The organism is Aromatoleum bremense, from assembly GCF_017894365.1.
GTDB lineage: Bacteria > Pseudomonadota > Gammaproteobacteria > Burkholderiales > Rhodocyclaceae > Aromatoleum > Aromatoleum bremense.
In genome coordinates, this window is the sequence record NZ_CP059467.1 from 1,503,844 (window position 1) to 1,517,801 (window position 13,958).

A 13,958-nucleotide genomic window follows, 5' to 3' on the forward strand; every position below is an offset into this window, starting at 1 on the left:
GGATAAGGCGATGCCCGGATGATTCGCTTTAACGGAAACCGGGACATGACAGGGAACTTCGATTTTGTCGTCGTCGGTGGCGGACTGGCCGGCGCGATGGCAGTGGAAACCTTGCGGACCGAGGGCGCGGAGGGGAGCATTTTCCTGCTGGCCACCGAGCCGCATCGCCCCTATGCGCCTTCTATTTGATCGCATTCGGCTTCCGCGATGCGCCAATCATCGGTCAATTTCCCCGAAATGGCGGCACTCAGCACCGTCTGCCGAAACCGCTTGAGCAAGGCAGGAATGGCGGCGATACGGTCGTTGCACGCCTGGATGAAAGCTTCGAGCTGGCGCAGGATGGCGGTTTCCAGGTCGGCTTCGTCGTGGCCCTGGCGCAGGCCGAGGAAGTCGAGGAAGTACGGGGCCTTGAAGACGACGGCCGGTGCTGTTTCGTCGGCACTCGGGGCGGTGAGGGCAGTGCCTTGTGCGCCGGCTATTTCGCTGCGCTCGAAGGCCTTTCGTTCAATCTGCCGGTGCAGTTCGCGCACGCTCCAGCGTTCGGCCATGCACTGCCCGGCGTAGAAGTGGCGGGCGGGCTCGGTCTTGAGCGGCAGCAATTGCAGGAAGTGGGTCCAGCTCAATTGTCGCATCAGTGATGCGACTTTCTCGGGGTCCGGAAAAGCCTGGGTGAACTGCACCATGCGGCGCAGGTTCTTGGGCTCGAAACCACGGCCAAATTCCTGGGCCAAGCGTTCGCCAAGGCGGTCCATCAGGTGGGTGCCGTAGCGGGCGCGCTCGCCGCCCAGTACTTCCGTTGCAAGACGCTGACCGATGCGCCAGTAGAGCAGCGTGAGTTCAGCATTGACCGTGGCTGCCAGACGTTGACGGCTGGCGGCGATCAGGTCGCGCAGTTCGTCGTGCAGGGGTCACCGCATCGTCCTCGACGCTGACCTCTTCACCGACTCGCCAGGTCATGCCGTGGGTGGACAGCTCAGTATGGATTTGCACCGGCGGTTCTCCAGCCAGATTGTGGTTTGCGTCGTTGCCGGCTTTGCGAATTTCGTGGAAGAGCCCGCCGACTTCGCGCGGTACGATGCCGTGGTCTTGCAGGCGGCGCAGCAGGTCAATCTGCCTTTCGTCCGCAGAAGTGTATATGCCGACCCGGGACGCCACCGACTGGGCCATGCCCTCCGCAAGCTGGCGAAGTTTCAGGAGGCAGGTATTCGGATCATCGGCGAAGTAACGCTCGGCAAGCAAGCCCAGTCGTTCAAGCTGCTCGTCGTGGGCCTTGAGTTGCGAAAAATTGCTTGGTTGACGAATACCGGGCATGCGTTTTCCCCTATCGCAACTCGTACCAGACGCCCCGGCCGGCGCCGTGCTGACTCAGGCCCGGAAATGTTGCTTGAGCGTGTTGCGATTGCCGTTGGTAAGCCGAATCGCCTCGCCCATGGTGATGCGCCCATGCTCGCGCGCGAACTCGACAATCTGCAATCACGTTTTCGAGCAAGCTATAGGGCACGTAGGCGTAGCCGGCTACCTCCCGTTCGTCCCGGGTTGAGAAAGACTTGATCTGCAGATTCGACAGCAGGCGCTCGACCTCGCGATCAGACAGCCTGCCACCTTCGATGCGGGTGGAGCAACTGATTAGCGACAGGCCTGAAGGCCGGGGTATTCAACCTCCGCACCTCCCTGAAGAGCGGGGTTTCAAACCGGAGTCAGTTTTACGATGAAGTCCTGCCAGGGTTACTCCACCGTGACCGACTTCGCGAGGTTTCTCGGTTTGTCGACGTCCGTGCCCTTCACGAGCGCGGCGTGGTACGACAGCAACTGCAGCGACACGACGTGCAGCACCGGCGACAGCATGCCGTAGTGTTCGGGCATCGGCAGGATGTGCACGCCTTCGGACTCGGCGATCTCGCTGCCGGCGTCGGCGAAGACGTAGAGTTCGCCGCCGCGGGCGCGGACTTCCTGCAGGTTCGACTTGAGCTTTTCGAGCAGTTCGTCGGCCGGCGCGATCGCGATCACCGGCATGTCGCGGTCGACGAGCGCGAGCGGGCCGTGCTTGAGCTCGCCGGCGGCGTAGGCCTCGGCGTGGATGTACGAGATTTCCTTGAGCTTCAGCGCGCCTTCCATCGCGATCGGCCAGTGGCGGCCGCGGCCGAGGAACAGCGCGTGGTGCTTGGCGGCGAAGCGCTGCGCCCAGGCTTCGATCTGCGGTTCGAGTTCGAGCACTTTCTGCACCGCGACCGGCAGGTGGCGCAGCGCAATGAGGTAGCGCGCCTCTTCGGCTTCGGGCAGGCGGCCGGCGAGCTTCGCGAGCGCGAGGGTCAACAGCGCGAGCGCGGCGAGCTGCGTCGTGAAGGCTTTCGTCGACGCGACGCCGATCTCGGGGCCCGCTCGCGTGATGAAGCGCAAGCAGGCTTCGCGCACGATCGCGGACTCCGGCACGTTGCAGATCGCCAGCGTGCGCGTCATGCCGAGGCTCCTCGCGTGCTTCAGCGCGGCGAGCGTGTCGGCGGTCTCGCCGGACTGCGAGATCACGACGACGAGGGTGTCGGGGTCGGGCACCGATTCGCGGTAGCGGTATTCGCTCGCGATCTCGACGGTGCACGGCACCTTCGCGACCGACTCGAGCCAGTAGCGCGCGACGAGGCCGGCGTGGTAGCTCGTGCCGCACGCGAGCATCAGCACGCGGCGCACGCCGGCGAACACCTCCGCGGCCTGGCTGCCGAAGAGCTGCGGGCTGATCGAACCGCCGCCGGCGATGATCTCGAGCGTGTTCGCGAGCGCCTGGGGCTGCTCGAAGATTTCCTTCTGCATGTAGTGGCGGTACTGGCCGAGTTCGACCGCGTCGGCCGACAGGCTCGACACGTGCACGTCGCGCTCGACCGGCGTACCGTCGGGCCGGACGATGCGATAAGCATCGACGTGCAGTTCGGCGAGGTCGCCGTCCTCGAGGTAGATCACGTTGCGCGTCACCTGCAGCAGCGCCGCGGTGTCGGACGCGGCGTACATGCCGCTGTCGCCGACACCGAGCAGCAGCGGCGAGCCGCGTCGGGCGACGATGACGCGCTCGGGCTCGGCTTCGGCGATCACGCCGATCGCGTAGGCGCCGACGAGCTCGTTCGTCGCCAGACGCACCGCTTCGAACAGGTCCGCTCCCGATTCGAGCTTGGCGTGGACCAGGTGGGCGATCGCCTCGGTGTCGGTCTCGGATTCGAAACGGTAACCGCGCGCCTGCAGCGCCTCCTTGATCGCCTCGAAGTTCTCGATGATGCCGTTATGCACGACCGCGAGCCCGCCGGAGATGTGCGGATGCGCATTGCGCTCCGAGGGCACGCCGTGTGTTGCCCAGCGCGTGTGCGCGATGCCGACGCTGGCCCGGAGTTCCTTCGACTCGGCGAGCGCCGCGAGTTCGGCGACGCGCCCGGTCGAGCGCAGGCGCTTCAGCCCGTCGCCGAGCACCGCGAGGCCGGCCGAATCGTAGCCGCGGTATTCGAGCTTGCGCAGGCCTTCGAGGAGGACCGGGACGACGTTGCCGGTCGCGATCGCAGTGACGATGCCGCACATGGTTATTCTCCCGCCCGTTTTTTGACCGGCCGCTTCCAGCCGGGAATGCTGATCTGTTTCGCGCGCGACACCGTGAGCTGGTCTTCGGGCGCATCCTTCGTCAGGGTCGTCCCGGCCCCCAGCGTCGCGCCGCGCCCGACCCGGACCGGTGCGACGAGTTGCGTGTCGGAGCCGATGAAGACGTCGTCCCCGACCGTCGTGCGGTACTTGTTCGCGCCATCGTAGTTGCAGGTGATCGTGCCCGCACCGACGTTCACGCGCCGGCCGATGTCGGCGTCGCCGATGTAGGCGAGGTGGTTGGCCTTCGAGTCGTCGGCGATCGCGCTGTTCTTGACCTCGACGAAGTTGCCCAGATGAACGCCGTCGCCGAGCGTCGTGCCCGGGCGCGTGCGCGCATACGGCCCGATGACGCAGTCGCGCCCGGTCACCGTGTCCTCGACGTGCGAGAACGGCGCGAGACGGGAGCCGGCGCCGATGCGGGCGTTGCGGATCACGCAGTTCGCGCCGATCTTCACGTCGTCGGCGAGCTCGACGCGGCCTTCGAACACGCAGTTGACGTCGATCTCGACGTCGCGGCCGCATTTGATCTCGCCGCGCACGTCGATGCGCGCCGGGTCGAACAGCGTGACGCCGTCCTCCATCAGCCGCGTCGCGATGTTGCGCTGGTGGATGCGTTCGAGTTCGGCGAGCTGCGGCTTGCTGTTGACGCCGAGCGTCTCCCACACCGCATCCGGCTGCACGGTGGTGACCTCGACGCCTTCGGCGACCGCCATGCCGATGATGTCGGTGAGGTAGTACTCGCGCTGCGCATTGTCGTTGCCGAGCCGCTCGAGCCAGCCGCGCAGACGCGCGACCGGAGCGACGAGGATGCCGGTGTTGACCTCGCGCACGCGGCGCTCGTCGGCGCTCGCGTCCTTTTCCTCGACGATGCGCACGACGCGCCCCGCGGCATCGCGCAGGATGCGGCCGTAGCCGGCCGGATCGGGGAGTTCGACCGTCAGCAGCGCGAGGCGCTCGCCGCCCGCGGCGGCTTCGAGCCGGCGCAGCGTCGGCACGCCGATCAGCGGCACGTCGCCATACAGCACCAGCGCCATGTCGCCGTCGGTCAGATGCGGCAAGGCCTGTTGCACCGCGTGGCCGGTGCCGAGCTGCGGCTCCTGCAACGCCCACTGCACGGGGACGTGTTGCAGCCGTGTCCGCACCGCTTCGCCACCGTGGCCATGAACGACGCAGATGCGCCGCGCCTCCAGCGTTTGCGCTGCGGCAATCACGTGCTCCAGCATCGGCCGGCCGGCAATCGGCTGCAGCACCTTGGGCAATGCCGATCGCATCCGCTTGCCCTGCCCTGCGGCGAGAATCACGACTTCCATGAACACTCCGGTAAGCGTCGAAAACCGCGCGGATTCTATCACGCAGCCCCACCCGGCCCCGGTTACCATGTGCGTCGCGAATGCCGCGTGCGACATTTTTTCCGCACCGCACCAGAAATAATCGCGAATGTCGCATGACGCCTGAACGCGCCCGCTAGAATTCCGCTTTTGCACCGCCAAAAGGACAGGACCGATCATGACGCAAGTCGCCACCCAGTTCATCCAGAACCGCGTCTTCGACGAGATCCAGGTAGGCGATCGCGCGGAGCTGGTGCGCACGCTGCGCCCGGATGACATCCATCTGTTCGCGATCATGTCCGGCGACGTCAATCCGACCCACGTCGATACCGAATACGCGCGCTCCAGCCAGTTCCGCGAAGTCGTCGGCCACAGCATGTGGGGCAGCACGCTGATCTCGACCATCCTCGGCACCGAGTTCCCCGGGCCCGGCACCGTCTATGTTTCGCAGGGGCTGAATTTCTGGCGCCCGATCACGATCGGCGACACGCTGACGATCACCGTGACCTGCCGCGAAAAGTTCGAGCACAACCACCACATCGTCTTCGACTGCCTCGCACTCAACCAGGACGGACTGAAAGTCATCGACGGCGTCGCCGAAGTCCAGGCGCCGACCGAAAAGGTCAAGCGGCCGCGCATCATGCTGCCGGAAGTGACGATTTCCGACCGCGAACTGCGCTACGGCCACCTGTTGTCGATCACTGCCGGCAGGGCGCCGATCCCGATCGCGGTGGCCCATCCGTGCGACGCGGAGTCGCTGCGCGGACCGCTGCAGGCGGCCGCGGCAGGACTCGTGGTGCCGGTGCTGGTCGGCCCCGAGGCGAAGATCCGCGCCGTCGCGGAACAGGAAGGACTGGATCTGAAAGGCTTTCGCATCGTCAATGTCCCGCATAGCCACGCCGCCGCCGAAGCGGCCGTCGCCCTCGCGCGCGACGGCGTCGTCGAAGCGCTGATGAAAGGCTCGCTGCACACCGACGAACTGATGAGCGCGGTGCTGTCGAAAGTCGGAGGTTTGCGCACCGCGCGCCGCATCAGCCACGTTTTCATGGCCGACGTGCCGACCTACCCGCACCCGCTCTTGATCACCGATGCGGCGATCAACATCGAGCCGACCCTCGAGGACAAGGCCGACATCGTCCAGAACGCGATCGATCTCGCGCACGTGCTCGGGCTCGCTGAGCCGAAAGTCGCGATCCTGTCGGCAGTCGAGACCGTGACCTCGAAGCTGCGCTCGACGATCGACGCCGCGGCGCTGTGCAAGATGGCCGACCGCGGCCAGATCAGGGGCGGCCTGCTCGACGGGCCGCTTGCGTTCGACAACGCGATCTCGCTCGTCGCCGCCAGGACCAAGGGCATCCACTCGCTGGTCGCCGGCAACGCCGACATCCTCGTCGTGCCCGACCTCGAATCCGGCAACATGGTCGCGAAGCAGCTCGAATATCTCGCCAACGCGCTGATGGCCGGCGTGGTGCTCGGCGCGCGCGTGCCGATCGTGCTGACGAGCCGCGCCGACACCGCCGAGACGCGCACCGCGTCGTGCGCGATCGTGCAACTGATGGCGCACAAGAAGCGCGAGGCAAGGCTCGGATGAAAGCGATCCTGGTCATCAACGCGGGCTCGAGCAGCGTCAAGTTCGCGCTGTACGCGACCGAACCGGAACTGGCCGCGAAACCCGCGCTGTCGGGGCAGATCGAGGGGATCGGCGCAACGCCGATGCTGTCCGCGCAGGACGCCGCCGGCCTTCGCTACCGGGAGCCGGTGCACACCGCGGGCGGGCAGGCCGAGCAGCATCGCGACGCCCTCAATCACCTGTTCGCATGGCTCGCCGCGCACAACCCGGCACTCGACATCGTCGCGGCCGGGCATCGCATCGTGCATGGCGGCGAACTCCACAGCGCGCCGGTGCGGCTGAACGAGTTCGTGCTGCGCGACCTCGACGGCTTCGTGCCGCTCGCGCCGCTGCACCAGCCGCACAATCTGCGGGCGGTGCGCGCGGTGGCCGTGCTGCTGCCCGGCATCCCGCAGGTCGGCTGCTTCGATACCGCCTTCCATCGCACGCAGCCGGCGCTCGCGCAGGCGTTCGCGCTGCCGCGTGCGATCACCGCCCGCGGCGTCAAGCGCTACGGTTTCCACGGCCTGTCGTATGACTACGTCGCCCGGCAGCTGCCCGACGTCATCGGCGCGCGGGCGAGCGGCGCGGTGCTGATTGCGCATCTGGGCAACGGCGCGTCGATGTGCGCGCTGCGCGACGGCAAGAGCGTCGCCTCGACGATGGGCTTCACCGCCGTCGACGGCCTGATGATGGGCACGCGCACCGGCAGCCTCGACCCGGGCGTGCTGCTGTACCTGATGGAACAGCAGCACATGGACGCGAAGGCGCTGACGAACCTGCTGTACAAGGAATCCGGCCTGCTCGGCGTGTCCGGCATCAGCCAGGACATGCGCACGCTGCTGGCGTCCCCGGCGCGCGAAGCGAAAGAAGCGGTCGACCTGTTCTGCTACCGCATCGCGCGCGAGATCGGCTCGCTCGCGGCCGCGGCGGGCGGGCTCGACGCGCTGGTATTCACCGGCGGCATCGGCGAGCACGCCGCGCCGGTGCGCACGCAGGTCGCGGAACTGTCGGGCTGGCTGGGAGTGAAAATCGACGCGCAGGCGAACGCCGCCCACGCCACCCGCATCGACGCCACGGACAGCCGCGTCGCGGTCGCGGTCGTGCCGACGAACGAGGAAAGGATGATTGCGCGCTACACGGCGGAGTTGCTTGCGCTGTAGCCGTTGACGACGAAGGCGGCCTTGCGGCCGCCCTCTCGTCGTTGCCTTCGCAGCGATTCCCGCCTCAGCGCGGCAACACGCTCTCGCCCATCAGGAACTGGTCGACTTCGCGCGCACATTGACGACCCTCGCGGATCGCCCACACGACCAGCGACTGCCCGCGGCGCACGTCGCCCGCCGCGAACACTTTCGGCGACGTCGTCGCATAGCAGCCTTCGCCGTCGGTCGTCGCCTTCGCGTTGCCGCGGCCGTCCTTGTCGACGCCGAACGCTTCGAGCAGGCTGGCGGCCGGGTTCGTGAAGCCCATCGCGAAGAACACGAGGTCGGCCCTGACGTCGAACTCCGAACCCGGCACTTCCGACATCCGGCCATCCTTCCATTCGAGGCGAACCGCCTGGAGACCCTCGACCTTGCCGTTGGCGCCGTAGAACGACTTCGTCGCAACCGCGAAGTCGCGCTCGCAGCCTTCCTCGTGCGACGACGAGGTGCGGAACTTGATCGGCCAGTACGGCCACGTCAGCGCCTTGTTCTCCTGCTCCGGCGGCATCGGCATCAGTTCGAACTGCGTCACGCTCGCCGCGCCGTGGCGGTTCGACGTGCCGACGCAGTCGGAGCCGGTATCGCCGCCGCCGATGACGACGACGTGCTTGCCGGTCGCCGAGATCGGGTTCGGCGCGCCGCCGGCGATCGCCTTGTTCTGCGGGATCAGGAATTCCAGCGCGAAATGCACGCCGTCGAGCTCGCGCCCGGGGACCGGCAGGTCGCGCGGCACTTCCGAGCCGGCAGCGAGGATCACCGCGTCGAATTCCTTCGTGATCGCCTCGGCACTGACGACTTCCTTCGCGTCACTGGCGATGCCGGCGGGCAGGTCCGCCGAGCCGACGACGACGCCGGTGCGGAAAGCCACGCCCTCGGCCTGCATCTGCTCGACGCGCCGGTCGATCAGCGACTTCTCCATCTTGAAGTCGGGGATGCCGTAGCGCAGCAGGCCGCCGATGCGGTCGTTCTTCTCGAACACCGTCACGTCGTGCCCGACGCGCGCGAGCTGCTGCGCGGCGGCGAGGCCGGCCGGGCCGGAGCCGACGACCGCGATCTTCTTGCCGGTCTTCGACTTCGGCGGGCGCGGCTGCACCCAGCCCTCTTCCCACGCTTTGTCGATGATCGCGTGCTCGATCGACTTGATGCCGACCGGGTCGGCGTTGATGTTCAGCGTACAGGCGGCTTCGCACGGCGCCGGGCAGATGCGCCCGGTGAATTCCGGGAAGTTGTTCGTCGAGTGCAGCACCTCGATCGCCTGACGCCACTGGTTGCGATAAACGAGATCATTCCAGTCCGGAATGATGTTGTTCACCGGGCAGCCGGTGTTGCAGAACGGGATGCCGCAGTCCATGCAGCGCGCGCCCTGCACCGCCGCCTGTTCGTCGCTCAGGCGCATGACGAACTCTTTGTACTTCTTCACCCGCTCCGCAACCGGCTCATAGGCCTCGGAAAGACGCTGGTACTCCAGAAATCCGGTGGGCTTCCCCATTTTTTATGCGGCCTCCAGTTGCTTCTGCTTCTGCGCGGCCATCTCGGCCAGCGCCCGACGGTATTCATGCGGCATCACCTTGACGAACTTGCAGCGCCAGGCGGTCCAGTTTTCGATAATCTCGCGCGCATGCGCGCTGCCGGTGTAGCGCACGTGACGCTCGATCAGGCCCTTCAGGATCAGCTCGTCGCCCATCTCGAGGTGATCGATGTCGACGCGCCCGTGCGACTCGAGGTCGTCGCCGGATTCGGAGCCCTTGCGCGCCTCGAATTCCTCCGGCACCGGCTCCAGCGCGACCTGCGCCATGTTGCAGCGCTGCTCGAACGTGCCGTCCTCGTCGAGCACGTACGCGACGCCGCCCGACATGCCGGCAGCGAAGTTGCGCCCGGTGGGCCCGAGCACGACGACCGTGCCGCCAGTCATGTATTCACAGCCGTGGTCGCCGACGCCTTCCACGACTGCGGTCGCGCCCGAGTTGCGCACTGCGAAGCGTTCGCCGCCGACGCCGGAGAAATACGCTTCGCCTTCGATCGCGCCGTACAGCACCGTGTTGCCGATGATGATGTTCTCGGTCGACGCGCCGCGGAACGACGACTGCGGGCGCACGATGACGCGCCCGCCCGACAGCCCCTTGCCGACGTAGTCGTTGCCTTCGCCGACGAGTTCGAGCGTCACGCCGCGCGCAAGGAAAGCGGCGAAGCTCTGGCCTGCCGTGCCGGTCAGCGTGACATGCACGGTGTCGTCCGGCAGGCCGGCGTGGCCGTATTTCGCCGCGACGCGGCCCGACAGCATCGCGCCGACAGTGCGGTTGATGTTGCGCACGGGAAGTTCGATCCGCACCGTCTCGCCGCGCTCGAGCGCCGGGCGCGCGAGCTCGACGAGGTGGTTGTCGAGCGCCTTCTCCAGGCCGTGGTCCTGCGTCTCGACCTGGCGGCGCGACACGCTCGCCGGCACGTCCGGGCGATGGAAAATGCGGCTGTAGTCGAGGCCGCGCGCTTTCCAGTGCTCGATGCCTTTCTTCATGTCGAGCAGGTCGACGCGACCGATCAGCTCGTCGAACCTGCGGATCCCGAGTTCGGCCATCAGCTCGCGCACTTCCTCGGCGACGAAGAAGAAGTAATTGACGACGTGTTCGGGCTGGCCGGTGAAGCGCTTGCGCAGTTCCGGATCCTGCGTCGCGACGCCGACCGGACAGGTGTTCAGGTGGCACTTCCTCATCATGATGCAGCCGCCGACGACGAGCGGCGCGGTCGCGAAGCCGAACTCGTCGGCGCCGAGCAAGGCACCGACGACGACATCGCGGCCGGTCTTCATCTGGCCGTCGACCTGAACGCGGATGCGGCTCCGGAGGCGGTTCAGCACCAGCGTCTGCTGCGTCTCGGCCAGACCGAGTTCCCACGGCGAGCCGGCGTGCTTGATCGAACTCCACGGCGAGGCGCCCGTGCCGCCGTCGTGGCCGGCGATCACGACGTGGTCGGCTTTCGCCTTCGCGACGCCGGCGGCGACAGTGCCGACGCCGATTTCGGACACGAGCTTCACGGAAATCGACGCCGCCGGATTCGCGTTCTTCAGGTCGTGGATCAGCTGCGCCAGATCCTCGATCGAGTAGATGTCATGGTGGGGCGGCGGCGAGATCAGGCCGACGCCCGGCACCGAATGGCGCAGGAAGCCGATGTACTCGCTGACCTTGTGGCCCGGCAGCTGGCCGCCTTCGCCTGGCTTCGCGCCCTGGGCCATCTTGATCTGGATCTGGTCGGCGTTGACGAGGTACTCCGCCGTGACGCCGAAGCGGCCCGACGCGACCTGCTTGATCGCCGAACGCAGGCTGTCGCCGGCCTTCAGTTCGAGGTCGCGCGCAATCCGGCCATCGCCGATGATCTGCGACATCCGCATCGCCTGCGTGACCGGCTTGAAGCGCATCGGGTCCTCGCCGCCTTCGCCGGTGTTCGACTTGCCGCCGATGCGGTTCATCGCCACTGCCAGCGTCGTGTGCGCCTCGGTCGAGATCGAGCCGAGCGACATCGCGCCGGTGGCGAAGCGCTTGACGATCTCCTTCGCCGGCTCGACTTCGTCGAGCGGGACCGGGGCCGCCGCGGGCTTGATCTCGAACAGGCCGCGCAGCGTCATGTGGCGTCGCGTCTGGTCGTTGATCAGCTGCGCGTATTCCTTGTAGGTGTCAGTCTTGCCGGAACGCGTCGCGTGCTGCAGCTTCGCGATCGCGTCGGGCGTCCACATGTGCTCGTCGCCGCGCACGCGGTAGGCGTAATCGCCGCCGGCGTCGAGCATGTCGACGAGCACCGGGTCATCGCCGAAAGCCCGCTTGTGCAAACGCAGCGCCTCTTCCATGACTTCGAACACGCCGATGCCTTCGACCTGGCTCGTCGTGCCGGTGAAGTACTTGTCGCACAGCGCCTGCTGCAGGCCGACCGCCTCGAAGATCTGCGCGCCGGTGTAGGACATGTAGGTCGAGATGCCCATTTTCGACATCACTTTCATCAGGCCCTTGCCGATCGCCTTGACGAAATGCTTGATCGCCTTGTCCGCCGCCTCGGCCGGATTTGGCGACTGGGCAGCAAGCTGCTGCAGCGTCTCCATCGCGAGATACGGATGCACCGCTTCGGCACCGTAACCGGCAAGCACGGCGAAATGATGGACTTCGCGCGCAGTGCCGGTCTCGACGACGAGGCCGGCGCGCGTGCGCAGGCCTTTCGTCACCAGGTGCTGGTGGATCGCGGACGTCGCGAGCAGCGCGGGAATCGCCGCGGTCTGCGCGTCGATCTTGCGGTCGGACACGATCAGGATGTTGAAGCCCTGCAGCACCGCGTCTTCAGCTTCGGCGCACAGCGTCGCGAGCCGCGCCTCGACGCCTTCCTTGCCCCACTCGGCCGGGTAACACACGTCGAGCTCGGTCGAGCGGAAGCGGCTGTCGGCGTACGCGGCGATGTTGCGGATCTTCGCCATGTCGGCGAAGTCGAGCACCGGCTGCGTGACTTCGAGGCGGTACGGCGGGTTGATCTCGTTGATCTCGAGAAGATTCGGCCGCGGTCCGATGAAGGACACGAGCGACATCACGAGCTGCTCGCGGATCGGATCGATTGGCGGGTTCGTGACCTGGGCGAAAAGCTGGCGGAAGTAGCTGTAGAGCGTCTTTTCCTTCGCCGACAGCACTGCGAGCGGCGAATCGTTGCCCATCGAGCCCGTCGCCTCTTCGCCGGTCTTGCCCATCGGATCGAGGATGAACTTGATGTCTTCCTGCGTGTAGCCGAACGCCTGCTGGCGGTCGAGCACCGATGCGGCGCACTGCGGCGCACCGGCGTCGGCAGGCGCCTGCAGCTCGTCGAACTTGATGTTGATGCGGCGAATCCATTCGCGGTAGGGCTTCGCCGTCGCCAGCGACTCCTTGAGCTCGCGGTCGTCGATGATGCGCCCCTGCTCGAGGTCGATCATGAACATCTTGCCCGGCTGCAGACGCCATTTCTTGACGATCTTGCTGTCCGGGATCGGCAGCACGCCGGATTCGGATGCCATGACGACGAAGTCGTCGTCGGTAACGAGATAGCGCGCCGGACGCAGGCCGTTGCGGTCGAGCGTCGCGCCGATCTGGCGGCCGTCAGTGAAAGCGACTGCGGCCGGGCCGTCCCACGGCTCCATCATCGCTGCGTGGTATTCGTAGAACGCGCGACGGCGCTCGTCCATCAGCGTATGCGACTCCCACGCTTCGGGGATCATCATCATCATCGCGTGCGCGAGCGAGTAGCCGCCCATCACGAGCAGCTCGAGCGCGTTGTCGAACGACGCCGAGTCGGACTGGCCCGGGTAGATCAGCGGCCAGATCTTCTCGAGATCGGCGCCGAGCAGCGGCGACGAGACGCCTTTCTCGCGCGCGCGCATCCAGTTGTAGTTGCCGCGCAGCGTGTTGATTTCGCCGTTGTGCGCGATGTAGCGGAACGGGTGTGCGAGGTTCCACTTCGGGAACGTGTTCGTCGAGAAGCGCTGGTGCACCAGCGCCAGCGCGGAGACGGCGCGCGGATCGGTGAGGTCGTCGTAGTATTCGCCGACCTGGGTCGCGAGCAGCAGCCCCTTGTAGTTGATCGTCCGCGCCGACATCGAGACGACGTAGAACTCCTTGCCGTGCTTGAGGTGCAGCGCATTGACCGCGTTCGCGGCGCGGCGGCGGATGACATAGAGCTTGCGTTCGAGGGCATCCGTAACGGTGACGTCGGGCCCGCGGCCGATGAAGACCTGTCGCATCACCGGTTCCTTGGCCTTCACGGTTGGCGACATCGGCATGTCGGGGTTGACCGGCACGTCGCGCCAGCCGAGCACGACCTGGCCTTCGGCGCGTACCGCGCGGCGGATCTCTTCCTCGCAGGCAAGGCGCGAAGCCTGCTCTTTCGGCAGGAACACCATGCCGATGCCGTACTCGCCGGCGGGGGGCAGCGTCACGCCCTGCTTCGCCATGTCCTCGCGGTACAGCGCGTCAGGGATCTGGATGAGGATGCCCGCGCCATCGCCCTGCAGTTCGTCGGCGCCCACCGCGCCGCGGTGATCGAGATTCTTGAGGATCTCGAGCCCTTGCGTGATGATTTCGTGGCTCTTGCTGCCCTTGATGTGGGCAATGAAACCCACGCCGCAGGCGTCATGTTCATTGGCCGGGTCGTACAGACCCTGCTTTTGGGGGAGATCCATCTCGTTGTTCCTCGACACGACACGTTTGC

9 protein-coding genes are annotated in these 13,958 nt (G+C 66.6%); 3 read left to right on the forward strand and 6 right to left on the reverse strand.

What is annotated here, in order from left to right:
- The first annotated feature begins 18 nt into the window (after positions 1-18).
- A complete protein-coding gene (locus pbN1_RS07125; RefSeq protein ID WP_169201784.1) occupies positions 19-189 on the forward strand; it encodes a hypothetical protein in 171 nt (56 codons plus the stop codon).
- On the opposite strand, the gene pbN1_RS07130 is transcribed toward pbN1_RS07125, so the two are convergent.
- The 4 genes from pbN1_RS07130 to glmU all read right to left on the reverse strand — a co-directional run bounded on the left by pbN1_RS07130 (position 171) and on the right by glmU (position 4,922).
- Positions 171-905, reverse strand: a complete 735-nt coding sequence (locus tag pbN1_RS07130; protein WP_210147738.1) for a DUF1016 N-terminal domain-containing protein — start codon at positions 903-905, stop codon at positions 171-173. The genes pbN1_RS07125 and pbN1_RS07130 overlap by 19 nt on opposite strands.
- A complete protein-coding gene (locus pbN1_RS07135; protein WP_169201785.1) occupies positions 838-1,311 on the reverse strand; it encodes a DUF4145 domain-containing protein in 474 nt (157 codons plus the stop codon). Before pbN1_RS07135 ends, pbN1_RS07130 begins: the two co-directional genes overlap by 68 nt.
- Positions 1,312-1,725: 414 nt before the next feature.
- A complete protein-coding gene (gene glmS, locus pbN1_RS07140) occupies positions 1,726-3,552 on the reverse strand; it encodes a glutamine--fructose-6-phosphate transaminase (isomerizing) (RefSeq protein WP_169201786.1) in 1,827 nt (608 codons plus the stop codon).
- A 2-nt stretch (positions 3,553-3,554) separates the two neighbouring features.
- On the reverse strand, positions 3,555-4,922 hold the full coding sequence (gene glmU / locus pbN1_RS07145) for a bifunctional UDP-N-acetylglucosamine diphosphorylase/glucosamine-1-phosphate N-acetyltransferase GlmU (protein ID WP_169201787.1): 1,368 nt from the start codon (positions 4,920-4,922) through the stop codon (positions 3,555-3,557).
- Between the two features lie 196 nt (positions 4,923-5,118).
- Between glmU and pbN1_RS07150 the strand changes: the two genes are divergently transcribed.
- Entirely contained in the window at positions 5,119-6,531 is a 1,413-nt protein-coding gene (locus pbN1_RS07150; protein WP_169201788.1) for a bifunctional enoyl-CoA hydratase/phosphate acetyltransferase, read from the forward strand.
- Entirely contained in the window at positions 6,528-7,712 is a 1,185-nt protein-coding gene (locus pbN1_RS07155) for an acetate/propionate family kinase (protein WP_169201789.1), read from the forward strand. The genes pbN1_RS07150 and pbN1_RS07155 overlap by 4 nt, the downstream gene beginning before the upstream one ends.
- Positions 7,713-7,776: 64 nt before the next feature.
- Here the strand turns inward: pbN1_RS07155 and pbN1_RS07160 are convergent, their stop codons facing one another.
- Positions 7,777-9,240: a glutamate synthase subunit beta gene (locus tag pbN1_RS07160; RefSeq protein WP_169201790.1), complete on the reverse strand. Its 1,464-nt coding sequence runs from the start codon at positions 9,238-9,240 to the stop codon at positions 7,777-7,779.
- A 3-nt stretch (positions 9,241-9,243) separates the two neighbouring features.
- A complete protein-coding gene (gene gltB, locus pbN1_RS07165) occupies positions 9,244-13,929 on the reverse strand; it encodes a glutamate synthase large subunit (protein ID WP_169201791.1) in 4,686 nt (1,561 codons plus the stop codon).
- Positions 13,930-13,958: the final 29 nt, after the last annotated feature.